General features: G+C 48.0%; 21 protein-coding genes and 1 pseudogene. 14 read left to right on the top strand and 8 right to left on the bottom strand.

Features of this window, described 5'->3' with window-relative positions:
- Positions 1 to 66 precede the first annotated feature (66 nt).
- The 4 genes from QL234_RS13215 to QL234_RS13200 all read left to right on the top strand — a co-directional run bounded on the left by QL234_RS13215 (position 67) and on the right by QL234_RS13200 (position 3363).
- Entirely contained in the window at positions 67 to 1266 is a 1200-nt protein-coding gene (locus tag QL234_RS13215) for a hypothetical protein (protein ID WP_281558302.1), read from the top strand.
- A gap of 151 nt (positions 1267 to 1417) precedes the next feature.
- Positions 1418 to 2188, top strand: coding sequence for an alpha/beta hydrolase (locus tag QL234_RS13210; RefSeq protein WP_281558301.1), 771 nt, complete (start codon positions 1418 to 1420; stop codon positions 2186 to 2188).
- Positions 2189 to 2244: 56 nt separating this feature from the next.
- Complete coding sequence (locus QL234_RS13205) at positions 2245 to 2937, top strand: DUF4336 domain-containing protein (protein ID WP_281558300.1); 693 nt, start codon at positions 2245 to 2247, stop codon at positions 2935 to 2937.
- 108 nt (positions 2938 to 3045) lie between these two features.
- Positions 3046 to 3363, top strand: coding sequence for a hypothetical protein (locus tag QL234_RS13200; protein ID WP_281558299.1), 318 nt, complete (start codon positions 3046 to 3048; stop codon positions 3361 to 3363).
- Positions 3364 to 3461: 98 nt separating this feature from the next.
- On the opposite strand, the gene QL234_RS13195 is transcribed toward QL234_RS13200, so the two are convergent.
- Together QL234_RS13195 and QL234_RS13190 are read right to left on the bottom strand one after the other, a co-directional pair.
- Positions 3462 to 4964: an aldehyde dehydrogenase gene (locus tag QL234_RS13195; RefSeq protein ID WP_281558298.1), complete on the bottom strand. Its 1503-nt coding sequence runs from the start codon at positions 4962 to 4964 to the stop codon at positions 3462 to 3464.
- A 55-nt stretch (positions 4965 to 5019) separates the two neighbouring features.
- Positions 5020 to 5922, bottom strand: a complete 903-nt coding sequence (locus tag QL234_RS13190) for a dihydrodipicolinate synthase family protein (RefSeq protein ID WP_281558297.1) — start codon at positions 5920 to 5922, stop codon at positions 5020 to 5022.
- 285 nt (positions 5923 to 6207) lie between these two features.
- Here QL234_RS13190 and QL234_RS13185 point away from each other — a divergent pair, with 285 nt between their 5' ends.
- From QL234_RS13185 to QL234_RS13165, 5 genes are all read left to right on the top strand, one after another.
- Complete coding sequence (locus tag QL234_RS13185) at positions 6208 to 7242, top strand: proline racemase family protein (RefSeq protein ID WP_281558296.1); 1035 nt, start codon at positions 6208 to 6210, stop codon at positions 7240 to 7242.
- A 33-nt stretch (positions 7243 to 7275) separates the two neighbouring features.
- On the top strand, positions 7276 to 8499 hold the full coding sequence (locus tag QL234_RS13180) for an FAD-binding oxidoreductase (RefSeq protein ID WP_281558295.1): 1224 nt from the start codon (positions 7276 to 7278) through the stop codon (positions 8497 to 8499).
- A gap of 83 nt (positions 8500 to 8582) precedes the next feature.
- The gene (locus QL234_RS13175; RefSeq protein WP_281558294.1) at positions 8583 to 8981 is read left to right on the top strand and encodes a DUF2784 domain-containing protein; all 399 of its coding nucleotides are present in this window, start codon (positions 8583 to 8585) and stop codon (positions 8979 to 8981) included.
- A 93-nt stretch (positions 8982 to 9074) separates the two neighbouring features.
- Positions 9075 to 9542, top strand: coding sequence for a hypothetical protein (locus QL234_RS13170; RefSeq protein ID WP_281558293.1), 468 nt, complete (start codon positions 9075 to 9077; stop codon positions 9540 to 9542).
- A 46-nt stretch (positions 9543 to 9588) separates the two neighbouring features.
- Entirely contained in the window at positions 9589 to 9975 is a 387-nt protein-coding gene (locus QL234_RS13165; RefSeq protein WP_281558292.1) for a VOC family protein, read from the top strand.
- Positions 9976 to 10003: 28 nt separating this feature from the next.
- On the opposite strand, the pseudogene QL234_RS13160 reads toward QL234_RS13165, so the two are convergent.
- Together QL234_RS13160 and QL234_RS13155 are read right to left on the bottom strand one after the other, a co-directional pair.
- Positions 10004 to 10372, bottom strand: a pseudogene (locus tag QL234_RS13160) (methionine-R-sulfoxide reductase); the annotation flags it as partial.
- A gap of 60 nt (positions 10373 to 10432) precedes the next feature.
- On the bottom strand, positions 10433 to 11506 hold the full coding sequence (locus tag QL234_RS13155) for a patatin-like phospholipase family protein (RefSeq protein ID WP_281558625.1): 1074 nt from the start codon (positions 11504 to 11506) through the stop codon (positions 10433 to 10435).
- Between the two features lie 541 nt (positions 11507 to 12047).
- Between QL234_RS13155 and QL234_RS13150 the strand changes: the two genes are divergently transcribed.
- From QL234_RS13150 to QL234_RS13140, 3 genes are all read left to right on the top strand, one after another.
- Positions 12048 to 15161 carry a glycosyl hydrolase family 18 protein gene (locus QL234_RS13150; RefSeq protein WP_281558291.1) on the top strand — a complete coding sequence of 1038 codons (3114 nt, stop codon included), beginning with the start codon at positions 12048 to 12050 and terminating at the stop codon, positions 15159 to 15161.
- A 167-nt stretch (positions 15162 to 15328) separates the two neighbouring features.
- A complete protein-coding gene (locus QL234_RS13145) occupies positions 15329 to 16774 on the top strand; it encodes a lytic polysaccharide monooxygenase (RefSeq protein WP_281558290.1) in 1446 nt (481 codons plus the stop codon).
- 128 nt (positions 16775 to 16902) lie between these two features.
- Positions 16903 to 19536: a glycosyl hydrolase family 18 protein gene (locus QL234_RS13140; RefSeq protein ID WP_281558624.1), complete on the top strand. Its 2634-nt coding sequence runs from the start codon at positions 16903 to 16905 to the stop codon at positions 19534 to 19536.
- 174 nt (positions 19537 to 19710) lie between these two features.
- Here the strand turns inward: QL234_RS13140 and QL234_RS13135 are convergent, their stop codons facing one another.
- Together QL234_RS13135 and QL234_RS13130 are read right to left on the bottom strand one after the other, a co-directional pair.
- Positions 19711 to 20370 carry a methyl-accepting chemotaxis protein gene (locus QL234_RS13135; protein ID WP_281558289.1) on the bottom strand — a complete coding sequence of 220 codons (660 nt, stop codon included), beginning with the start codon at positions 20368 to 20370 and terminating at the stop codon, positions 19711 to 19713.
- Between the two features lie 130 nt (positions 20371 to 20500).
- Entirely contained in the window at positions 20501 to 20944 is a 444-nt protein-coding gene (locus tag QL234_RS13130; RefSeq protein WP_281558288.1) for a hypothetical protein, read from the bottom strand.
- A gap of 717 nt (positions 20945 to 21661) precedes the next feature.
- Here QL234_RS13130 and QL234_RS13125 point away from each other — a divergent pair.
- Positions 21662 to 21835 carry a hypothetical protein gene (locus QL234_RS13125; protein ID WP_281558287.1) on the top strand — a complete coding sequence of 58 codons (174 nt, stop codon included), beginning with the start codon at positions 21662 to 21664 and terminating at the stop codon, positions 21833 to 21835.
- Positions 21828 to 22145 (top strand): hypothetical protein, encoded by a 318-nt coding sequence (locus QL234_RS13120; RefSeq protein ID WP_281558286.1) that lies wholly within the window; start codon positions 21828 to 21830, stop codon positions 22143 to 22145. The genes QL234_RS13125 and QL234_RS13120 overlap by 8 nt, the downstream gene beginning before the upstream one ends.
- Before the next feature lie 336 nt (positions 22146 to 22481).
- Here the strand turns inward: QL234_RS13120 and QL234_RS13115 are convergent, their stop codons facing one another.
- Positions 22482 to 23165, bottom strand: a complete 684-nt coding sequence (locus QL234_RS13115; protein WP_281558285.1) for an alkylmercury lyase family protein — start codon at positions 23163 to 23165, stop codon at positions 22482 to 22484.
- Position 23166: 1 nt separating this feature from the next.
- On the bottom strand, positions 23167 to 24129 hold the full coding sequence (locus QL234_RS13110) for a bifunctional helix-turn-helix transcriptional regulator/GNAT family N-acetyltransferase (RefSeq protein WP_281558284.1): 963 nt from the start codon (positions 24127 to 24129) through the stop codon (positions 23167 to 23169).
- Between the last annotated feature and the right edge of the window lie 48 nt (positions 24130 to 24177).

The following is a 24177-nucleotide window of genomic DNA, read 5'->3' as shown; positions in this document are numbered from 1 at the left end:
GTGTGCGCTGGAATATTAATTGCTTTGCTTATCTCCCGTACTTTCAACCAATGACTTGTCTGTGCCATGGATACGACTAGGGCAAAACTTGTTTCCCGGCCTTTGCCGAAATCGCTGCAAACCAGCAGCGCCAGCACCGTAATAAATGTATCGGAAAAAGGTGCTCACGCCCATAAACCTTCAACCTTTAATGAAGATCCCACTTTGCAGCAGGGGCATATGCTGGGAAAACATACGGATTTTAGCGGCGAAGCTCGGGTTGCCCAGGTACTGCGCTGGACCAGTACCTCGGCCCTGATAGCCAATGATATTTTTAAAAGCAGTTCGGAAACCGACAAAAGCCGCAAGAGAAAAGCCAATACGCCGGAGGCCCAGTCTACTGTTATCGGCGGACGTTTGATCATAGGTACCAATGCCGAAGACGACAGTCATATTCCTGCCCAGTTACAAAAGTTGCTGTCAGATAAAAGTTTGGTCAAAAGCACGGTTGAAGACTTGGAAGGGCAGTCAGAAGGTTATGTCAGCCAGGCGTTATTTGCCGAAAGTGATGAGGAGCGGGATAAACTGTTGGAGCAATCCCGCGTCGGATATCAGCAGGCCCGTCACCTGAGCCAGCTGCATCAATTTGTGAGCGATGACAGTGTTTTCAGTAACTTTGCCGGTCAGGCGCGCCAGGAAATTGCCGACCATTACGAGCAGCAAAATGCCGACAGTACCGGCAGCGCCGAAAGTTATATGTATGGCCTTAAAAACCGGCAAAAAAGTACCAGCTCCATGTTCCGCAACCTGCGCTCAAGCCTTAAGGGCGGCGGTACTATCGACATGGCTACCAATACCAAAGGTAAACATGCCGAGCAGCGCATTGTCGAAGATGTGTTAAAACATCACGATGTGGAAGTTGAACGTACCAAGGCGGCCAGAGGTTTTACCGTGTTCTCAGATACGCCACCGCCGGATCACCTGAATATGGTGGTGGCAGGCACCAAACCGCCTTGTGCTATGTGCGAAGTTACCGAGCAGGCAAGGCAGCAGGTGGCGCAATCTCCCACCAGGGAAAGCAGTCCGCTGGTGATGCGACGTTTTAAAGACGAGCATTACCAGACGGGGAATTTATTTCCCGGTAAATACACTAACACCGAAGATACCCATGTGCATGGCCGCATGAAAGCGCAATTTAGCTCGCCGGATACCTTCCCTAAAACACGGGTGACTGCCCGCAAACGTGCCGACAGTGTCGCCAATTTTAAAGCTTTTAAAGATTTATAAGCATTAAGGTTAACCGGCTTAAGGTGGGTTTATATCTTTTATGAAATCAGCTACTTATTTATTACGCTTTTAACTGTCTGCCTAACTAGAGTATGCTTTGCGAATTGGTAAAGCTATTTAATAACAACTATTAAAACAAACGGAGTATTCGTTGAAGTTTTCATCTTTTATTTTATTGACCACATTCGTTTTTTCATTTTTCTCGCGGGCGGAAAATATTGTCCTTGTTGATAAGTCGCGAAACCGGCAAGTACCTACCGAGCTTTATTATCCAAAGAATAAGCAGCTATGTACCCGGGCAAGTACCTGCCCGGTAGTGCTGTTGAGTGCCGGTTACGGCGTTGCCCACGGCGAATATACTTTTTTGGCCGAAACCTTTACCCAATCAGGGTATCTGGTGGTGGCTATCGGTCATGAATTACCTGGCGATCCGGCCTTGTCTGTCAGCGGGAACTTATTTGAAACCCGCAGCGAGAACTGGCAGCGGGGCGCAGTGACGTTAGCCTTTATACAACAAACCTTAAAGCAGAAGTTACCCGGTTATAATTTTGATGCCCTCACCCTGGCGGGGCATTCCAACGGCGGCGATATCTCTGCCTGGCTGGCCAATGGCTGGTTAAACGAAAAGCATAAGGCTTATATTAACAGCATTATTACCCTAGATCACCGCAGGGTAGCACTGCCAAAAACCAAGGATATCTCGGTGCTTTCTGTGCGTGCCAGTGACTTTGCTGCCGATAAAGGGGTGTTGCCAACCCCTGGCGAACAAAAGTTGTTTGGCAGTTGTGTGGTGAGAATAGCCGATGCCAGACATAATGATATGTCGGATGCCGGACCGGATTGGTTAAAACAAAAAATTCAATATATAGTGTCACAATACCTAAATAAAACAGCAAGCTGTGATAAGTTGCAGCAGGTTTAGCCTAAATTGGCCATTTGCCTGTTTTCACTGGGGATCACGATAAGGAAAGCCGTATTATGAGAAATATCGGAGAAGATATCTGGGTTCATGAAGATGTGATGAGCATGGCGGGGGCGCCGTTGAGACTGCGCATGACCATTGTCAGGTTAAGCGACGGCCGGTTATGGCTGCATTCTCCGACGGCGCTTTCCCCTGAGTTAAAGCAGGAGGTTGAAGCCCAGGGGCAGGTTGCTTTTATTGTTGGTGCCAGCAACGGCCATAATTCCTGGCTGCAGCAATGGCAGGACGCTTTTCCCGAGGCCGGGCTTTATGTCAGTGGCGGCATTCCGAAGAAGTTAGGCCTGAGTCAATATCACTTGCTTGATGAGGCTTTTGATAATATCTGGCGTGATGATCTTGAGCGCGAATATATGCCCGGGGTGTCATTTTTTAATGAATCGGTATTTTTTCATAAAAAAACCAAATCACTGATCGTCACCGACTTTATCCAGAACCACAGTGATGAAACTCCGCCCGGCCTGGCAGGTGTGATCACTAAATGTATCTTCCGTCCCCTGGGTTTTAAAGGCAAGTGTGTGGCACCGCCGCTGAAAATGGGTTTTACCATTAAAAATAAAACCGATTTTGCCTCCTTTGTTACCCGGGTCAAAAACTGGAATTTTGACCGGATTGTGGTGACCCATGGCGATATTATCGAAGCTGATGCCGGTCAGGTTTTTGCCGGTTTATGTGAGCGGTTTTATAAATAAAGGTTGCCAGGGAGAGTCGGCACCAGAGCAAATAAAACATGAGCATACAGGTAATGGCAAATAAACAGCTATTATTATCAGGTCATTAGCGAAATAAAGGAGAAAGGAATGCCTCAGTTTTTGATCACTTACCTTGGCGGCGAGCAGCCGTCCACCCCGGAAGAAGGCAAGCAGCACTTCGCCAAATACCAGGCCTGGCTGTCATCGCTGGCAGATGCGGCCATCAGCCCCGCCAACCCGATAAAAAACACCCATACCGTTCATCCCGACGGCAAGGTGACTGCCGTCAGTACCACGGCCATGTCGGGTTATACCATCATTGAAGCGGACTCTATCGAAGCGGCGCTGGCAATCGCCGGGGATTGTCCTTTTCTTGAGGTAAAAGGTTCGCTTGAGGTGTCTGAGCTCATCAAGATGCCGGGTTAAGCAAATAAAACTCAGTTGTAGGGCATGTTTAAAATAACAACACCGGCGCCACAGGGAGAAAAATGGCGCGGTGTTGTTAAAACTGCAAACTTTTCACGTTAGTCGGCTAAATCAAGCCAGACGGTTTTCACTTCACTGTATTGATCATGGGCCTGGAGCGAGTTGTCCCGGCCGCCAAATCCCGACTGCTTAAAACCGCCAAAAGGTGTGCTGATATCCCCTTCGGAGAAACAGTTTACCGATACCGTACCTGCCTGGAGTTTACGGGCATAGCGATGGGCCTTTTTAACATTGGCGGTATATAAAGAGGCCTGCAGGCCGTAACAGCTTTGGTTGGCAAGCTCGAGCGCATGGTCGTCAGACTCGGCTTCCATCAGGCAAAATACCGGGCCGAAGATTTCCTCAACCGCTATCGTCATCTCCGGGGTTACCTGATCAAATAAGGTCGGCGCGATAAATAAGCCGTCATTAAGTTTAATCGGTGCGCCGCCCATGAGCAGGGTAGCGCCTTCAGTAATGCCGGTTTCAATATAAGTCAGTATTTTATCGTACTGGCCGCGGTTGATAATGGCCCCTAGCATAAACTGGGGATCGAGAGGGTCGCCGGTTTGCCAGTCGGCCATTTTTTCGATGATTTTCCCGGTGAGCTCGGCCTTTAAGGCTTTGTGGATAATGATGCGGGAATTGGCAGTACAGTTTTGTCCCATGTTCCACAAGGCGGCAGCGGCGATGTTTTCCGCCACAGAATCCAGGTTTTCGGCATCACTTAGCACCACACTCGGGCTTTTGCCGCCACATTCGAGTACGATGCGTTTTAAGTTGCTTTTTGCCGAATATTCCAGGAAACGTTTGCCGGTATTGGTGGAACCGGTAAAGGCGACAATCTGCACATCCGGATGCAAGCCTAACGGTTCGCCGACATCCGGCCCCAGGCCGGGTAAAACATTAAAGACTCCGGCAGGGATGCCCGCTTCCAGGGCGAGTTCCGCCAGACGCAAAGTGGTCATGCTGGTGCTTTCTGCCGGTTTAATGATCACCGAGTTGCCGCATGCCAGTGCCGGTCCTAGTTTCCATGCCGCCATCATTAGCGGGAAGTTCCAGGGTAAGACACAACCCACCACACCTAAAGGCTCGCGCACTATCATACCGAGCTTATCGTCGCCGGAAGGGGATAACTGCTGGTATAACTTATCGGTGGCTTCGCCATGCCATTGCAGGCAATGCACGGTTTCCGGCAAATCGGTTTTTACACATTCGTGGATGGGTTTTCCCGCTTCCAGGGCTTCCATCACAGCCAGCTCGGTGGCATTTTCTTCAATCAGCTGAGCAAACCTTAAGATCGCTTTTTTACGGTCGCTGGGGTGTAAGTTCGCCCAGTCGCCGCGCTCAAAAACCGCTTTGGCATTGGCCACGGCGATATCGACATCTTTGCGGTTACAGGCGGCGATTTCAGCCAGCACCTGACCGGTTGCCGGGTTGATGCTGGGCATAGTGTTGCCGTCAACGGCATCAACAAATTCGCCGTTAATAAAGGCCTTTACAGGCAAGGTTAACTCGTCTGCGAGTGCCTGATACTGCTGCTTTGTGAGTAGGTCTGTCATGGAAGTCCCTCTTATTGTTTATCGGGCTAAAAATAAGTTAAAACTAGGCAAGAAATCAGCTTGCCATTATTTGCTCTAATTGTTGTGCCGCGGTTTTGATCACTTCGCTTACCTGGGCCGCCATTTCATCATCAAGGGCAAGCATTGGCAGGCGTACCGGACCCGGTGTTAAACCTTGTAGCTGTGCGCCGAGTTTTACGCATTGCACAAATTTGCCGCTTTGCTCTAAATATTCCATTACCGGCATTAATGCCGCCATAAACTCTTGCCCTTTAACAAAGTCTTTTTCCACCACGCAGGCCTGATAGAAAGCAACACAGGCACTTGGGAAAATATTGGCACAGGCACAAACCCAGCTTTGCGCGCCCCAGACAAAAAATTCCAGCACCTGATCTTCGGCGCCGGCGCTGACTTGCAGTTGCGGATAGTCCAGGGTCAACTGGTGGATACGGTTCACATCGCCGCTGGACTCTTTAATGGCGACGATATTGGGACGGTCGGCAATCAGGTCCAGGCACTGGCTGTCCATTTCCACCCCGGTACGGCCGGGATAGTTATAAAGAATGATCGGGATACCGGCGGCTTCATCAATACGGATGATATGCTGTGCCAGCTCCTGCGCATCGGGCAGGGAGTAAGGAGGCGCGGCCACTAACATGGCATCGGCGCCGGCTGCTTTTGCTGCCGCCGCATATTGATAGGCTTCTGTGGCCAGCATGTCGTTGACACCGGCAATCCAGGGGACACGGCCGGCAATATATTCATTGGCAAATGCAAACTGCTCCAGGCGTTCGGCTTTACTCATGCCGTAAAATTCACCGGTGGAGCCGCCGATGATCAAACCGTGAACACCGCTCTCGATTTGCTTGTCTAATACTTGCTGCCAGGCGGTATAGTCGATATTGCCGTCGCTGTCGAAAGTGGTGATCACCGGGGTATATATGCCTTGAAATTTCATTAATGTTCCTCTGTGGTTTTTCAAATGAGAAAAAAACCAAGTTATCTTGATTGAATATTGGAAAAAGCATAACAGGCTTTAAGTATATTGTATACAATTTTTAATAAGGAGAAAAATGAAGGTTTTATTTCTTTGAGATGAGTAAGATAGGTAATAAGCAGAAGTGAGCAGCGGATCATCGGTGAAATATTAGCTAGGGCTGACAGTTTTTTCATGAATATCTATTGACGGATCTTTTGTATACAATATATCATTCGTTTGTGTTTAATTATTTTGAGTATCGGCATGCGCTGGAAAAAAACATTACATATGGTTGAAGCTCACGCAGAAGGTGAAGTGGGCAGGGTAGTGACCGGGGGAATCATTGATATTCCCGGGAAAACGATGCTGGAGAAAATGACCTATATCAACGAGGTTGACGACAGCATCAGGCGTTTTTGTGTGTTTGAACCCCGGGGATATGCCCAGATGAGTACTAACATCTTGCTGCCGCCTACCCGGGAAGAGGCCGATGCCGGTTTTATTATTTTACAGGGAGATCAGGCACATGCGATGTCGGGCTCCAACTGTATCTGCACCACCACGGTTTTGCTTGAAACCGGTATTGTCGAGATGCAGGAGCCGCAGACCCAAGTGGTTTTTGATATGCCTGCCGGCCTGGTAACCGCTACCGCCGATTGTAAAGACGGCAAATGCCAGCGGGTCGAACTGACCATGACGCCAAGTTTCGTCCATGCGCTGGATGTAAAAGTCGACACTGAATCTTTCGGTACTTTACAGGTGGATATTGCCTTTGGCGGTATCTTTTATGCCCTGATTGACTGCCGGCAATTAGGTATCAGCATCACGCCGGACAATGCCAGGAAACTGGTGGCAATCGGCAGCGAAGTGCAGCGCCAGTTAAACCGGCAACAGGAGATAGTACATCCGGAAAATGATCAGCTTAAAGGGATTTCCTATGCCATGCTGGTGGATAAAACCGAAAGCGGCGAGCCTGTTGGCGCGACGGTATTGCCTCCCGGCAGGTTGGATCGCTCTCCCTGCGGCACAGGCAACAGCGCCCGTATGGCGGTGATGTATGCCCGCGGAGAAATTGCCGTCGGGGACAAGTACAGTGCCTATTCCGTTATCGGCAGCCGTTTTGATATCAGTTTTACCGGTATTAGCGAAGTTGCAGGGAAAACCGCGGTTTTGCCTAAGGTTTCCGGCCGTGGCTGGATTCATGGTTTCCACCAGATTGGCGTGGATCCGAGCGATCCTTACCCGCAAGGTTTCAGCCTGTCCGATTGCTGGGGCGAAGCCGATGATTTGCTGCGCTAAGCCACAGGGCTGATACAGGAAAAAAGCTAACGCATGATAAAGTCAGAACATATGTTAAAAGGCAAAAATATTGCCATCGTCGGCGCCGGTATTGTTGGCGCCTGTTGCGCCGCCCACCTGAGTGCTTGTGGCGCTAAAGTGACGGTGTTTGACCGGGCGATGCCGGGGCAGGCGGGACCTTCGAGGGGCAATGCCGCGCATATCGCCGCCTCGGCTATCTTTCCGCTGGCTGCCCCCGGAATTTTGCTTGATGCCTTGCCTATGTTGCTCGATCCTAAGGCGCCGTTAAAAATGCCCCTTGGCCAGTGGCCGAAATTGATGCCCTGGTTGGTTAGTTTTATGCTCAATGCCAATAAAAAAACCTACCAGGCAAACATTAATCAACTCGGGGAATTTAACCAGAGTGTCTACAAGGATACCGAGCAACTCTATCAATCGGCGGGGTTAAGTGAACACTTGCATCGCGACGGCGCGCTTTATTTATATGAAAGCGGCGCCAGCCTGGATAAAAGCCAGCAAGAGTTTGCCGCCCGGCAGAGATTTGGTTTTGACTGTCACCGGCTGGATGCAGAGCAAATCTATGAACTTGAGCCAGATCTTGCGAAAATTTTCAGCGGCGGTTATTTAATTCCCGGGTGGATGACGGTAAGCGATCCTAAAAAAATTGTCAGCGGGCTAATGGATTATTGCTATAAGCTGGGCGGGAAATTTATCTGTGAAGATATCACCGCCTTAACCAGTACCGGCCATGGCGTAAAGGTAAGTTTTAAAAACGGCAACAGCGCCGGTTTTGATCAGGTGATAGTTGCTGCCGGCGTCAACTCTGGCCCGCTGGTAAAAAAACTCGGTCAGAAAAAACTGCTCACCGCAGAAAGGGGCTATAACTTAACTTATACCCGGCCCGGGATAACCATCAACCGGGCCCTTATGTTTGCCGATCGTGGTGTGGTGGCCACCCGGGTTGATGATGGCCTGCGTATCGGCGGCTGGGCTGAGTTGGTCAGTGATGATATTCCGGTAAATCAGGATTATTTTAGCCGTATTAATGGGATTGCCCGTGAGCTGTTTCCGGCATTAGACAGTGCAGAGTCTTATCCCTGGATGGGGGCAAGACCGTCAACGCCGGACTCTTTGCCTGTGATAGAACGCAGCGAAACCGATGCCAATATCGTATATGCGTTCGGCCATGGCCATTTGGGGTTGACCCAGGGGCCGACAACAGCAAAAAGAGTGGCGCAGTTACTGGTCCCCGGTTGACTTTTTTTACCTGGCCCCGGTAATAAATGGCCGTTGCATTGAGTTTAACTGCGGCCTGACTGATCCGGTGAGTAAGGAGCATTATGACGCAGCTATATCATTATCTGGCGGATGCCGTTTTACTGTTTCATTTCTTGTTTGTGGGCTTTGTTGTCGGGGCTTTGCTGCTCACCCTGTTTGGCGGATACCGGGGCTGGTTATGGGTGCGCAACTACCGTTTCCGCCTGGTCCATCTGTTTTGTATTTTTGTTGTGATGCTCCAGTCCTGGCTCGGGGTGATATGTCCGGTAACCACCCTGGAAATGTGGCTCAGGGGCCAGGCAGGGGATAAGCAATACAGCGGCAGCTTTATCGGCCATTGGCTGGAATATCTGCTTTATTACCGGGCTCCGGAGTGGGTCTTTATCCTTGCCTATTCACTCTTTGCCCTGCTGGTTGCGCTTACCTGGGTTTACCTGCCGCCTAAAAAGAAATTATCATAAATTTATCAAGAATCCCTTGCAGTTAGTCCAGTTACTTGTATAGATAATAAGGTATGGAAAGTATTAATAGACAGCAGAGGCTAAGAAAATATTATGGCGAATAATGCCCAGGAAAGCGAAAACAAGACACGGCAGTCAGCCAGTGGTGCACAGCAAGCAAGCGGCCAATCCCCATCAAGCAAAGGATTCTCACTGCCGACACTGAGAAATAACATTCCCCCGGAGTCTTCGCAAAACCCCCTGACCAGTTTAAGGGAAATCGCTAAAGATAAAGATATCGACCCCGAAATTCGTCAATGGTTATTCGACTATGCTGTAACCCGTTTTACCAACCGGCGAAAAATGGCCTATCTTGCCTTGCTGACCATTATCGGTATCGTGATTTTTCTCGGTTTTGGTGCTATATACGACGGCATGAGCGAATGTGTGATGGCAAAAACCTGCAACGGTATTTTAGCCAGCGTGAAAGCAGTGGACAGTATTTTGATTTGGGTGGTGGGGTTTTTGGCCTCGATAGTGGCGGCTTATTACGGGGTTTCGAGTTTCAGGCCTTCGAGTTAGCCCTAAGTGGTTCTGAGCTGTCGATAATATGATAAAGGAGAAAGCGGTGAGTGATTTTAATACCCGGCATAACCGGGCGGTGTGGTTTGATATTCCTGTGGCAGATCTGATCCGGGCATCAAGCTTTTACAGTAAAGTTTTGGCGGTTAAGGTAGACATTATGGAAGAAGAAGGCATGACCTTTGCGGTGCTGGAGCATAGCGAAGGCAACGGCGGCTGCCTGGTACCCAATGAGGATGAGATCAGCGCCAAGGCGGGCATTATGCTTTATCTTAATGTTGACGGCCGGTTGCGTGATGCCGTGAGCCAGGTGAGCGTTCATGGCGGCAAAGTGATCACCGATATCCATGGCATAGGCCCTTATGGCTTTCGCGCCATTATTCTCGACAGCGAAGGCAACCGCCTGGTGCTGCACTCGGAGTCGGATACCTGATAACCTCAGTGGCGGGCTGGCATTATTGCTCGTCGCTGCTGACAAAGTTCATGGAGATGGAATTAACACAGTGCCTGACGTTTTTTTCTGTCAGGCGTTCGCCGGTAAACACATGGCCGAGATGGCCGTCGCAGTTGGCGCATAAGATTTCTGTGCGCCTGCCGTCGCTGTCTGTTTCCCGCTTGATTGCCCCGGGAATTTCATCGTCGAAACTGGGCCAGCCGCAGTGGGAGGCAAATTTGCTGTCAGAGCGGTACAGGGGGGCATCGCACTGTTTGCAGGTATAATATCCGGCTTCAAAAAAATCGTCATACTTGCCGCTAAAAGGTCGCTCGGTACCTTTATTGATGATCACCCGGGTTTCTTCGGCCGTTAACGGGTTTAACTTTTTGCTCATGAGACTAACTCGCTTTACTGATTTTTGGCTGACATGCCAGGCTGTCGGCGCTGAACTTTATTAGATTATTGGTTTTATTTTGGCTTTTTCCAACTGGTTTATCTGCTGATCCAGCGCCTGGGCCAGTTGCTCGGTGGCAGTGAGCACGGTTTTCCAGTAATGAATCCTTTTATCCGGCGCCATAGAAGTAAAATCGGTGCGGTCGGGGATTTTGCCATGGGGCAGGGAGGCGACAAATTTATCGGAAGGCACCAACATCACGGTATTGTCATAATTGTCCGCGGAGATGCTGCGTTTCAGGTTTTTATCGAACCAGCCTGCCTTAGGGTTAGCATTAAAATGCGGGTAGAGGATCAAGCCTTGTTGGTCTTTACCCGGGAGGACACTTTTACTTTTTATTTTAATATCAAAATGATAATCGACTATACCGCCGTCCCGGTACATGCCTTTGGGGGCATCGGGAATATCTTTGATGCCTTCCATGACCAGGGGAATCGAGCCGGATGCCAGCAAAGACTCTTTGAGGTTCTCCCGGGTTAAATCGATATAACGGGTATCAAAGCCGCAATAATCTTCTATCGCCAGCCGGCTTGACGGCGCTTTAAAAACGAAGCGCTGGTACTGGCGGCGTAACAACTTGCGGTCGATTTTATTGAGCATAAAGCTTTTCGCCAGCCCCAGGGTCAGGGCCAGCTTATTTTCGCTGGCGGCAAGGCCCTGGCTTTTGTTTACCAGAAAATGGGCTTTAAACACCGGGTTTTGCAGGATCTCGTCAATGCCGTTTTCGCCGAGCATATAGTCGAGCAGGCCGATGGCTTTTTCGGTAATTTCTCCGCGGGTGGCTTTTGATGAATACACGGTTTCGGCATAAGAGGTGGCCATGCGGGTGATGGCGGCCACGGGATCTTTTTGGGCAAAGCAGGCGGCTCGAAAAGCCCCGGCAGAGGAGCCTACCAGGTTAAGCTCAGTGTTTCTGTCTTTGAAAAACTCGCCAAAGAGGTATTTGTCCAGACCAAATAAGGTAAACCATTTCGGGCCGCCGCTGGCGCCGAGAAAGGTGTTGAACAAATCCGGCTTAAAGCCCTCGTCCCTGATCACTTGGAGTGCTGTTTTACCGGCATAGATATCTAACATCATGCTGTTTACTGTGCTTTAAGTCCTGTTGTTTTCGGGGATTATACTCAGATGAAAATGAATCGCCAGAGCCGTAAGCCAATTCTGGCTGAAAGTTTATTTCAAGTTTGGCATATTGGTCTGGTTAAATTGGCTTGAAAATATCTATTTGGCTTAAAATTGTCTTGATGAAAGGGTAGGCAGGAAAATAAAAGACATCGTTACCATAACTATTTTGAATATGATATTCTTTTTGGTTGTATCTGTGTTATCTTTTTGTTATCCATTAAGATATTTTATATAGCATAGTTTTTTTACCTTTTTATGAAGCTAGGGTTTGCTGTTTTTTTAAACACTTGTTTTATTGTTGTCCGGCGGGCATTTCCCCTGAGCTGACGATGAAAAAACTGAATTTCTTTTGTGTTTTGGCTTCGTTTGCCCGTTTGGGGTGGGGTGATTGAAAAGTAGAAAAACTGTGGTAGGTTTTATTTTACCTTTAAATCGAGGTCAAAATAACAACAAGATAAGCATGATTATCAAAATAAAAACACGGAGAGGTTATATGGATATACAAAAAATTAAACACAAATCGGCCGCGTTAGGGCTGATTTCCCTGGCAATAGCAGGGCTGCCGGCGCAGGCCGCCGAGGTCGACTGCAGCGCACTTAGTCCCTGGCAGGCTGGACAAGCCTATCTGGCAGGTAACCAGGTTCAGGCAAGTGAACAAGCGTTTGAAGCCAAGTGGTGGGCCCAGTCAAATCCCGTTGATAATTCCGGCCCCTGGGATGAGTGGAAAAAACTCGGTGATTGTTCAACCGGCACTCCGGATAACATTCCCCCTACGGTGACTTGGATTTCCCCGGCAAACAATGCTTCTTTTACTAAAAATGACAGCGTTGTCATTGGGGTCGATGCCAAAGATGCCGACGGGCAGGTGGCCAGCGTTGATTTTTATCTGGGGGAAAGCTTGCTGGCCACGGACACAGTTTCACCCTACCAGGTAAACTGGACGGCCCTGGCCGGGCAGCATGTGTTAACGGCAGTAGTGGTCGATGATAAAGGGGCCAAGGCCGATGCCAGCCCGGTGAATATCACGGTGACCGATGGCGGCCCGGATAACCAGCCGCCGACGGCGTCGATAGTGATTTTATCTGCGCCATCGCCAGTGAAGGTTGGCGATTCTGTGGTGTTTGCCTTATCGGGGGCGGATAGCGACGGGCAGTTAACGGCGTTGGAGCTGTTTGAAAACGGCGTTTCCGTGTTTAGCAACACCGGCGCGGATGCCAGTTATACCTGGCAGGCAAGTCGGGCAGGTTCGGTTGAGTTTGTACTTGAGGCCAGGGACGATAAAAATGCCCGCGGCCAGAGTGAGGTGATCACCCTTAACGTACAAGAGGGCGGGGATCCCGGTAATGGCCGTGATGACTGTAAACCGGCAGGCTTGTACCAGACGCCGGGGGTGAATACCCCCTATTGCAGTATTTACGACGTTGACGGCCGGGAAGAAATGGGCGCGGATCATCCAAGACGGGTCATCGGTTACTTCACCAGCTGGCGTAACGGCGCCAATGATCAGCCCGCCTACCTGGTTAACGACATTCCCTGGGATAAAATTACCCATATTAACTACGCCTTCGCCCATGTTGATGTCAATGATAAGATTTCTGTCGGTGATGTCAGTGCCGCCAGTAACCCCGCCACCGGCATGCAATGGCCGGGTGTGGTCGGCGCAGAAATGGATCCCAGTTTTGCCTATAAGGGGCATTTCAACCTGCTCAATAAATACAAAAAACAGTATCCGGGCGTGAAAACGTTAATCTCAGTCGGCGGCTGGGCGGAAACCGGCGGTTATATCGGTGAAAATGGCCGGGTGGCCAGCGGCGGTTTTTATACCATGACCACCAATGCCGATGGCAGTGTTAACCAGACAGGCATAGATACTTTTACTGCCAGTGTCGTCGACTTTATCCAGCAATATGGCTTTGACGGGGTTGATATCGATTATGAATATCCCACCTCTATGGATGATGCCGGTCATCCGGGAGACTTTGCCATCTCCAATGCCCGGCGGGCGGGATTAAACCAATCTTACCAGGTGTTGATGAAAAGCCTGCGCGAGGCGTTGGATATTGCCGGACAGGCATCAGGCAAGCATTATATGCTCACCATCGCCTCGCCGTCATCCGGTTACCTGCTGCGCGGCATGGAAACCTTCCAGACGGTGAAGTACCTCGATTATGTCAATATCATGTCGTATGACTTACACGGCGCCTGGAACTCCCATGTCGGCCACAACGCCGCCTTGTTTGATACCGGGGAAGACTCAGAGCTTAAGGCCTGGGATGTTTATACCACCAAGGAATTTGAAGGCATAGGTTATCTCAATACCGACTGGGCGGTGCGTTATTTCCGCGGCGGCTTGAGCGCGGGGCGCATCAATATCGGTGTGCCGTATTACAGCCGGGGCTTTAAGGACGTTATCGGTGGCAGCCAGGGCCTGTGGGGCCAGGCGAAATTCCCGGATCAAGCCAATTGCCCGGACGGTACCGGCAAAGGGGATAAAAACTTCTGCGGCAACGGCGCTATCGGTATCGACAACCTCTGGCACGATATTGAAAACGACCGTGAAGTACCCGCCGGCAGTAACCCGCTGTGGCACCTGAAAAACCTGGAAAACGGCATTACCCCGAGTTATTTAACCGCTTATGGTTTGACGCCGGATACCGATCCCGACGACAGGTTTAGCGGCAGTTATGTCCGCCATTATGATGCGGTTGCCGTGGCCCCCTGGTTATGGAATGCAGAAAAAAGCGTATTTTTATCCAGTGAAGATGAAGCGTCGATGGCGACCAAGCTCGACTATATCATCAACAACGAACTGGGCGGCATCATGTTTTGGGAGCTGGCGGGAGATTTTGCTTTCGATAGCGCCAAGGGCGAATACTTTATGGGCTCAACCATGACCAGTCTGGCTTTTGATAAGTTCAAGCTCAGCGGCACGGCATACGGCACACAAATGGGCAACCCTGACTTTGCCGTACCGGCAGAGATGGTGGATATCAGTTTTGGTGTCAAAGACTTCCCGCTCGGTGATGACAACTATCCCATCAGCCCGACCTTTAGCTTTACCAATAACTCGCAAATCGATTTTACCGGGGCCACTATCTCGTTTGATGTGCCGGTGTCGACCTCGGCGATTTTTAAATCCAACTGGAATGCCACCAAGAAGTTAAAGCTGGAGGTGGTTAGCAACGGCTCTAATGCGGCGGGTAATAATATTGGCGGTTTTGACAATGAATTCCACCGTTTCGCCATCACCTTAACCAATGAGTGGGGTGGGGTAGATGAAGCCTTTGCTCCCGGTCAGACGGTAGATGCCCAGGTGATGTATTACATGCCCGTAAGCGGTCCGGTGAACTTCACCATAGCTAAAAACGGTAAAAGCTACGCCTTCAAGTCTGAATATCCCAACTTGCCGGAAGCCACCGACGGCTCAGGCGGCAATACCTGTGGCGACCTGAACACGGATGTTATCCCTGTGTATCCCAACTGGCCTCAGGGGGATCATGCCGCAGGCGGTGACATGGTCGTGCATGACAATGCTGTTTATCAGGCTAAGTGGTGGACCAATAGTGTGCCCGGCGGTGCCGATTGGGACTTAGTGTGTAGTCTATAACCGGCATACGGCAGAGATAACGCAAAAGCTTTTATTCGGAAAAAGTTGATAAAGCAGCGTTATTTCTGCCCAAAACTCCCGGCCTTTTTACTCCTGAAATAATGACCTTCTTACGGTAAAAGCCGGGAAGGTCTGGGTTCGGCCGGGCTAAATTCAAGGAAAGCAAAATGAACAATAACACCTTAACGCAAAAAGCACTGAGCAAAGGGGTTGTTTTAGGCTTGGGCCTGCTGGTCTTGCAAACCCCTTTATTTGTATATGGTCACGGCTATGTTGACAGCCCGAAAGCGCGCCAGGCAATTTGTCAGGCGCAGGGCGGTTACTGGTGGCCGGAAACGGGAGAAAACATTCCCAACCTGGCATGTCGCGCCGCTTACCTGGCCACAGGGTACGTACAGTTCGTCCAGGAGCATGAGTTTGCCGTCAATATTACCGATTATCAAAACCAGGCCGAAGTGGAGGCCCATGTACCCGACGGGCTCTTGTGCTCCGCCGGCAGCGAAGAAAAAGGCGGCATGAACCTGCCATCGAGCCACTGGCAAGTCACAGAGGTGGTGCCGGATGAGCAGAATAATATCCCATTCAGGTTTCGGGCGACTACCCCGCATAACCCGAGTTTCTGGCAATTTTACCTGACCCGGCAAGATTTTCCGGTTGAGAGCCAGGAGATCACCTGGGCCGATTTAGAAAAGGTGCAGGAATACGACGATATCGAAGTAATCAAGGACAGCGACGGCAGCAGCTATTACGAGATGGCGATAAATATTCCTGCCGAGCGCTCGGGACGCGCCGTGCTTTACACCCGCTGGCAGCGTTATGACGTGGCTGGAGAAGGTTTTTATAACTGCTCGGATATCGACATCAAACGTGATTCCACTCCGGTGAGCTGGCAGCCGATAGGTTATTTTGTCCGTCAGGGGCAGGAAGGGACTGTGGGTGAATCTGCCCGGGCCCGGTTGTTTGATGCCACTGGCCAGGAGCTGATTAACCGCACCTTCGCTGTCACCCAGGCCAATGTTAACCAATGGCAGCAAACCTTTGCCGCCGAGCTGGCGACAGGCTTTCCCCAAGTATTGCAAATTGGGGTAAAAGACAGTACGGGCAATATTACCTTTGATGCCAATAACCCGTTATCGAACCAGGTGTGGGTCACTGATAGCAACTACAGCTTTACCCTGAGCCTGGCAGCGACACCGGTAAATACCCCGCCGGTTATCGAAAACCTGCCGGATAGACAAGCCGATGAAAACACTTCGCTACAGGTAACGGCTATTGCCACAGATGCACAGCAAAGCCAGCTCAGTTATAGCTGGCAAGTGCCTGCGCCGCTGAGCTTCGTAGCTGATGGTGCCAGCATCACTATTACCTTACCCGAAGTGGAACAAACCACAGATTTCAGCCTTGCTGTGACGGTTTCTGACGGTGAACTTAGCGCCAGTGAAAGTTTTAACCTTAAGGTCAATAACACCCTTGAACCGGATATTCCCCAGTGGAGCGCCGAGCAGGTATATGTCGGCGACGATTTAGTTCGTTATCAGGGACAAGTTTACCGGGCGAAATGGTGGACCCTCAATGAAATCCCCGGGCAGGCAGATGTTTGGGAAAAACGTTAAATCATCATTATCAATAAACATAAACAATAAATAACCATAAGGCGGGCATAGTGTCGGTCAGGATAAAAAAAGAGGAAGCTATGAAAGAAGGACGAGTGATTAAAAACAAGCTGAGCACAGCAGTAGGTATGGCCTTTACTCAGGTAAAAAGCGGGGTAAAAATAGGGGCAGTAATTTCTGTCATTAGCGGCGCACAGGCAGTAGCTGCGCCATCAACCCCCAGCCTTGACTGGCAGCCGCAAAACTACTCTTTTGTTGAAGTGGTACTTGACGGCACCGGCTCTTATAAGCAGCTGGTAACAGCGAAAGAGCAGGTGGATATTAAAATTAAATGGAATGCCTGGAGCGGCTCCGGCGGAGACGGTTACAAGGTTTATTTTGATGATGTTTTGGTAAACGAAGGCAGTTTGCCTGCCGGCACTAAAAGCGGCACCATTGAATTTCCCTATAAGGACTCGGGCCGCCATACCCTGACCATGGCTTTATGTGAGGGCAGCGACTGTGCCCGCAGCGCTGGTAAAGATATTGTGATTGCCGATACCGACGGTGGCCATTTAGCGCCCCTGGTGATGGATATTGACCCCAATAATAAAACTTATCCGAAACAAGCCAATACCGTTATCGGTGCCTACTTTGTCGAATGGGGCATTTATGGTCGCGACTTTGACGTCACCAATATTCCGGTGGATAACCTCACCCACTTGTTATACGGCTTTATCCCGATTTGCGGGCCGAACGAGTCGTTAAAAGAAGTGGAAAACGGCAACAGCTGGCGGGCACTGCAAACCGCTTGTGGCGACTCACAGGATTATGAAGTAGTGATCCACGACCCCTGGGCGGCGGTGCAAAAAGCATTGCCGGGCATAGACAATAACGATCCCATCCGAGGCACCTATGCCCAGCTGATGGCGTTAAAACAGCGCAATCCCGACTTAAAAATATTGCCTTCGGTAGGCGGCTGGACCTTGTCGGATCCCTTTTACGGTTTTACCGAAAAAGCCAACCGCGACACCTTTGTTGCCTCGATGAAGCAATTCTTAAAAACCTGGAAGTTTTATGACGGTGTGGATATCGACTGGGAATTCCCCGGCGGTGACGGCGCGAATCCCAACCTGGGCAACCCGGCTACAGACGGTGCGGCTTATGTGGCGTTAATGCAGGAACTCAGAGCCATGCTTGATGAACTTGAACTGGAAAGCGGACGCAGCTATGAGCTGACCTCGGCTATCGGTTCGGGTTATGACAAGATTGAAGATGTCGATTATGCCGCGGCGTCCCAGTATATGGACTACATCTTCGCCATGACCTATGACTTTTACGGCGGCTGGAATAATGTTACCGGCCATCAAACCGGCGTTTATTGCGGCTCGCATTTAAGCACCGATGAATGTGACGGCACCGGATTGGACGATAACGGCGAGCCGAGAAAAGGTCCGGCTTATACCATGGATCATGCCGCCCAGTTATTGCTGGCGCAAAATGTCTCGCCAAGTAAAATTGTGCTCGGCACCGCCATGTACGGTCGCGGTTGGGAAGGGGTACTTCCGGCAAATGCCACCGATATGGATAATCCTATGACCGCCCCGGGCAATGGTAAGTTAACCGGCTCTAATGCCGAGGGTGTATGGGAAGCGGGTGTTATTGACTATAAAGGCGTTAAGGCCAATATGATAGGTGCCAGCGGCACCGGCATCAACGGTTTTGAAGTGGGTTATGATGAGAAGGCAGAAGCAGCCTATGTTTGGAACCGCACCTCAGGCAAACTTATCACCTATGACAATCCGCGCTCGGTAAAAGTAAAAGGCCAATATGTCAGGCAGCATAACTTTGCTGGTTTATTCGGCTGGGAAATCGATGCCGATAATGGCGATATTCTTAATGCTATGCACGAAGGACTGGCGGGAGGCGGTACCGATCCGATAAACAATAAACCGGTAGTGAATCTGCCGACTAATTTTACCGTTAACGCAGGTGAAACCTTAACCATTGGGGTAACAGCGACCGACGCAGACAATGACCCGTTAACCTATCAATGGCAGGTAGACCCAGTGTTTAATGCCACGGGACAAAATACCGATACCCTGACTTTAACCGCGCCAACCCCAGCGCAAACCACGGATTATGTGATCAGTGCTGTGGTTTCAGACGGAACAGCCGCCGTTAGTCGTGATACCGTGGTGACTGTAGTGGTTGATACCGGCGGAAATACCGCGCCTGAAGTTAGTCCGATTGCCGATGTCAGCATAGATGAAAACAGCTCAGTAGATATTAGCGTGACAGCTACAGATGCCCAGGGAGATACTTTGAGCTATCAATGGAATCTGCCAGTTGGCATAAGCATTACCGGCAGTGGGGCGAATGTCAGCTTGTCTGTGGGGGAGGTGGATGTCGATACCGAATTTTCGGTGAGTGTTGATGTCTCTGACGGTCAACTGACCAGCAGCCGTAGCTTTATCCTTAGCGTGAAAAACAAAAACAGTGGCAACACTACCTGGTTAGCCTCCGAAACTTATGTTGCCGGTAATACGGTAATGTATGAAGGTATAGAGTATCGGGCCAAATGGTGGACTCAGGGAGACAGACCAGACCTTGGTGGTCCATGGGAAGAGGTAGTGCCTGATGACGGCCAGATCAGTCCGTGGCGTTCCGATCTTACCTACAACGGTGGTGATAAGGTTTCCCATAACAATGCCAATTACCAGGCAGGTTGGTGGACCCAAGGTGAAGAGCCAGGCATTGCTAATGTTTGGGTAAAACTATAACGCTTGATATAGGTGTTTTAAAATGAAGTTCTGGCCTAAGTGGTTAAACGCTTAGGTCAGCTAATGCCACAAAACGGACATGAAATTTTTTCACATTTTGCGTATTCGGATTAGTCTTTGTATTGATACGTTTGTTAAGCACCCGTAGATCTATCCACCTGATTGTGTATTTATTTACTCTCTGGCTATATTTCCTAGCTTATTATATAAGATAGACAAATAGCTATTAACTTTGTTTGCAAGCTTTGTCGTATTCTCTGTCTGTTCTTCTATGCTAAGTGCAGCGGTGTTGATATCATCAGAAACTATAGACTGCTGTTCAGCAGCACTTGCAATTTGGGAGTTAATTTCTGAAATCGTAGTTATAGCACTGGCAATTTTTTCAAGTGATTCGGATGCGCTTATTATTTGTTTTTCTGTATTCTTAGTATTACTAGTAGTTTCTTTCAGCGCTAACGAGGCCTCTTCGGTTTCTACTTGTAACAAAGCAACAAAAGACTCTATTTCTTTGGTTGAATCCTGGGTTCGTTGCGCTAACACTCTTATTTCATCAGCAACAACGGCAAAGCCAGCGCCATTCTCACCAGCGCGAGCAGCCTCTATAGCTGCGTTCAATGCAAGTAAATTAGTTTGCTCACTTATAGTTCGGATTACTGTCAACACATTTCCAATATTGGTAGAAGTATTATCTAGCGAAGTAATTGCTTTTAAAGGCTGTTCGGAAATAGAGTCCTTGGTCTCATCAACTACTTTATGAGTTTTTTTTGTATCAGGAATATTTTCTGGGCTTATCTCAGGATTTTCTTTAGCTATGAAACTTTCTGTTTGAGACATTGCCTCATCCAAGAACTTAGTATTAACAAAGTTAGAGTTGCGTTCTAGGCGATATGCCCTATATCTGACATACGCTACGCCCACTATGGTTGAAAATGCTGCGATGGTACAGCCAATTACTACTATATAATCAAGAAAATACATTTCTCTGTTCACCTGACAGGCGGATACAAGCACCACTACTAACTAACGCACAACAATAAATAAACAAGGATATGTTACGAATATGATTTGCCTCAAAAGAGATGAGCTGAGTATTCCTCCCATCTATTACTAGAACAAAATATTCTCCCATCGATATTGCCGTGAAATAAATAGCAGAAAATATTAGTATGAGTATGCATAATCCTGAAAACACTAATTTCTCTATTATATTTTGATTTCCAGATGCAACAAGTTCTCCTATAGCGGTTGCACACAAAGCTACAGTAATTAAAGATAGTTCACCTTTTTGCAATATACTTGTGATAGTTGGGCTAAAATCAAACGTCAACTGTATTGCGTAGTTTGATATAAGAGGAATAAGTGCCAGCAGCACACTGAATATAATCCATTTAGTAAATTTTGAATTCATAGCTACTCTCTACCCATAACTCAATGTGTCCATCACTTCTCGAATACACATAACCGCTATTTCAAAGGATTAATTCTCAGTATAAATTTGGGGCAATCATTGGTTTCATTTTAATATAGGCATAGAACAGCTAAATTCCAGTCAATTATCTACTTTCAAAGAGGGTAATTGTCAGTATTTGTACAAATCCAATCGGGAACTAATCCTTTTTTCACTCCTAAAAAGTTTAGATGCGTATTAAGTCGCTATCACCATGAACGATGGAACATTCGTAAATGTATTACTACTCATCAAACAGATAATGACCGGTTTGCGCACTAACCAGCCATGCTATTACAACCATGTGCTGAGTCTTAGCAATAAAGGACAGTTTAAAGCCAAGTATCAACCTGATCTCACTTTACCTGTATATAATTATTCATGGTTAACTTGTTGTTTATAAGGCTGATTTTTAAATAAGGATGTCGTCAGTTATTTCCCCAATACTCCCGCCCAAAACACCTCAAACACTGTGGATTTATATAGTGTTTTGTACTATACCTTAAAGGGTTAAATTATGATTTCTCAACAACCAGAGGAGGTGTTTTTCATTACCCGTGAAGGGTTAATAAAGAGCAATTGTTAACCGGCAAGCGTCGGAGTAACAATTAAGCGCTACCCCTGAGTGTCTCACCACTCAGCGGCAGCTAACCACAACAGATACTAGAGGTATCCATCATGGCTAACCCTAATGATATGCCAGAGTTTCACTCGGTTAAAGTTTCTTTAACAGAAAATATACCAACCCCTCAATATCCGCCAACAACTCATGCCGCTAATGTCACCAATACCAGTAACGGTGACAATATTTGTGTGCAGTTAACACTGAAGAGGGGCCGGTATCATGTCTGAATCACACTCTACCTCACCTTCCACCTCAACAGATGCTTCACAGGATGCTCCCCTTGAGCAGGAAGTCACCATGGAGCAGTGGTCGCGTGATCTGCTTGATCTTTGTGATGACTTTGGTCAATTCAGTCAGGAATGCGCCTTTCTCTTTGATGCGTTCGCTGCGGTTGCACAAGAGCCTGAGTGCATCACACCAGATACCAGTGAAGGTATCAGGCATGTCAATTTTTGGCTTAAATACCAGGCCATAGGTTATCGGGAGAAAATAAACCGGCTGCATGATGGCTGGAAAGTTCTCAAGCGTAAACAGTAAGGTGAAATAAGGTTTGCACAAAATAGGGCGGGTGAGTTTGTCGTGAGTATGGCCTGAGCCAGGTTAAAAACTCACCCGCTTTTAAATGAAAAATAAGATAAAAAACAATACGTAGAATTAATGCGAGACAGCCAAAACTGAATGATACCGATGACGACCATTTTTAGTACCAAGGTTCGGGTGTCCACGCTTGGTTTTTTTATTCATTACAATGGTTGTTAATATATGAACAACATAATAAAAAGCCGTATGTGGAAGGAATACATACGGAGTGTGCCAGTCATTAACACAAAAAGTTGATCAGCCAGGTTAACAGGAAACGCTGTTATGTCTCACCTAAAACCTGCCGGCATTTGCGGGCATATTCCATATTGAGTGGCTAAGCTCAAATCGCTGAAAGATATCTTTAGCTTCATCGACACTCCATTTAACCCAGTTTGGGTTCAAATGGTTTCCGTACCAAACTTTAGAAAACTCCCAGATTTTATCTATTGGCTGGATATCACCTTTTGGTATTGCATGACGTTTACACCAATCATCAATATCATTTGATGTTTCAAACATTAGCATGGTACTACAGGTGAAAGTCACATTGTCCCAAGCATTAATCATAGGTATAGGGAAGTGAATAAATAGGTTTTTGTTCCTGATTTGTCCGTCTTTAATTTCAATCGTAATTTGTCTGGACTCTCCCCCCAAAGTTGTCGTTATTGTTAAATTCTGCTTCAGCAGGGCGGCAGCACCAAGTGAACACCAGGCACAGTTTCCCCACCAACTTCCAGTGTTAGATTCAATCCAAAAATTTGTCGGGGCTGTGGAAAAAGGATGCATCACCCAAATTTCTGAAGAGTTCGGGTGTAAAACTACACCGTGATAATCTTGTAGTGCCTTTAGCGCTTTAATGACTTCAGTTTTTGAGGTATCGAAATACTGTGATATATCATGAATTTTTGGCGCATAGCCAAGGTTAACTATATGTTTCATGATGTAATAATGAAGACTTGAATTGTTCAATTTCATCTTATTTCCCCTGCCGAGGTTGCACATCGCTTAAATGCAGTTCCATTTGCACGTTACACCGTTCATATGGCGATATTGCACCTTTAATGTGCTTAAAGCCTAATTTAGTATATAGATTGATTGCTGGGGCTAAGACGCTATTACTTTCCAAATAAAGGCGTTTAGCGCCTAATAAACCGGCTCTTTCAATAATTTTTTGCCCTAAAAGTAAACCAATGCCTTTTCCTTGAGCTTTTGGTGATACTGCCATTTTGGCAAGTTCATAATTGTGATTATCCATTTTTATTAACGCGCAACAGCCGACAGGAGTGCTATTATCCAGTGCGATGAGAATGGCTCCTGACTGATTTAATATATAATCTTCGGGATTGTCTAATGCATCGAAGTCAGGCTTTTCCAACTGCCAGAATTGGCTTATCCACTCGACATTTAATGCTTTAAAAGCATTTTGATAGATAGGTGCATAATCAACAATTCGGATATTATTATCACCACTTTCATCGTCAACTCTCGAACTTATCGGGTGGTACTTCAAATGCCTGTGAGTTACGGTTAATGCTTCCCATAAGTTAACGCCTGTCTCTTGTGTTAGTCGTTTCATTGCTAAATCAACAGCGTCACACTGCTGCTGCATTGCAGGGATCATATCTTGTGCCCGCTTATTTAGCTTGACCAGAGTGACGCGAGAGTCTTCAGAAGATTTATAACTTTCAATTAAATCCGAAGCTTTCATTTCCTTAACAATTTTACTTACGGATACGTGCGAGTGTTTAATTTCTCTTGCGATATTCACAACTGACTCGGCACCTTTAGACGCCAAAACATAAAAAACAGGGAACCATTTAGGGTCAATTTCAAAATTGAACTTTTCATAAGTTTTTTCTGCATCTTTAGATACTTCTGCTGCTAAATGTCTCAATGCAGTACCTAATGCTACATGACCTAATTCGCTATATGATTTCATTTTCAAAACTCCGTAACCAGTTACGGATATATTAGGTGTGAACTTATA

This window comes from Thalassomonas sp. RHCl1, assembly GCF_947387555.1.
Classification (GTDB): domain Bacteria; phylum Pseudomonadota; class Gammaproteobacteria; order Enterobacterales; family Alteromonadaceae; genus Thalassomonas.
Note: the sequence above shows the minus strand (reverse complement) of the source record. Positions and strands in the feature narration are given on the sequence as shown.

Excerpts from the sequence above, each read along its gene's own strand:
- QL234_RS13120 (WP_281558286.1), top strand. The coding sequence starts at position 21,828 with ATGTCTGAATCACACTCTACCTCACCTTCCACCTCAACAGATGCTTCA.
- QL234_RS13205 (WP_281558300.1), top strand. The coding sequence starts at position 2,245 with ATGAGAAATATCGGAGAAGATATCTGGGTTCATGAAGATGTGATGAGC.
- QL234_RS13155 (WP_281558625.1), bottom strand. The coding sequence starts at position 11,506 with ATGTTAGATATCTATGCCGGTAAAACAGCACTCCAAGTGATCAGGGAC.
- QL234_RS13195 (WP_281558298.1), bottom strand. The coding sequence starts at position 4,964 with ATGACAGACCTACTCACAAAGCAGCAGTATCAGGCACTCGCAGACGAG.
- QL234_RS13140 (WP_281558624.1), top strand. The coding sequence starts at position 16,903 with ATGGCCTTTACTCAGGTAAAAAGCGGGGTAAAAATAGGGGCAGTAATT.
- QL234_RS13115 (WP_281558285.1), bottom strand. The coding sequence starts at position 23,165 with ATGAAATTGAACAATTCAAGTCTTCATTATTACATCATGAAACATATA.
- QL234_RS13135 (WP_281558289.1), bottom strand. The coding sequence starts at position 20,370 with ATGTCTCAAACAGAAAGTTTCATAGCTAAAGAAAATCCTGAGATAAGC.
- QL234_RS13125 (WP_281558287.1), top strand. The coding sequence starts at position 21,662 with ATGGCTAACCCTAATGATATGCCAGAGTTTCACTCGGTTAAAGTTTCT.
- QL234_RS13180 (WP_281558295.1), top strand. The coding sequence starts at position 7,276 with ATGATAAAGTCAGAACATATGTTAAAAGGCAAAAATATTGCCATCGTC.
- QL234_RS13145 (WP_281558290.1), top strand. The coding sequence starts at position 15,329 with ATGAACAATAACACCTTAACGCAAAAAGCACTGAGCAAAGGGGTTGTT.
- QL234_RS13130 (WP_281558288.1), bottom strand. The coding sequence starts at position 20,944 with ATGAATTCAAAATTTACTAAATGGATTATATTCAGTGTGCTGCTGGCA.
- QL234_RS13150 (WP_281558291.1), top strand. The coding sequence starts at position 12,048 with ATGGATATACAAAAAATTAAACACAAATCGGCCGCGTTAGGGCTGATT.
- QL234_RS13110 (WP_281558284.1), bottom strand. The coding sequence starts at position 24,129 with ATGAAATCATATAGCGAATTAGGTCATGTAGCATTAGGTACTGCATTG.
- QL234_RS13170 (WP_281558293.1), top strand. The coding sequence starts at position 9,075 with ATGGCGAATAATGCCCAGGAAAGCGAAAACAAGACACGGCAGTCAGCC.
- QL234_RS13200 (WP_281558299.1), top strand. The coding sequence starts at position 3,046 with ATGCCTCAGTTTTTGATCACTTACCTTGGCGGCGAGCAGCCGTCCACC.
- QL234_RS13190 (WP_281558297.1), bottom strand. The coding sequence starts at position 5,922 with ATGAAATTTCAAGGCATATATACCCCGGTGATCACCACTTTCGACAGC.
- QL234_RS13175 (WP_281558294.1), top strand. The coding sequence starts at position 8,583 with ATGACGCAGCTATATCATTATCTGGCGGATGCCGTTTTACTGTTTCAT.
- QL234_RS13215 (WP_281558302.1), top strand. The coding sequence starts at position 67 with ATGGATACGACTAGGGCAAAACTTGTTTCCCGGCCTTTGCCGAAATCG.
- QL234_RS13185 (WP_281558296.1), top strand. The coding sequence starts at position 6,208 with ATGCGCTGGAAAAAAACATTACATATGGTTGAAGCTCACGCAGAAGGT.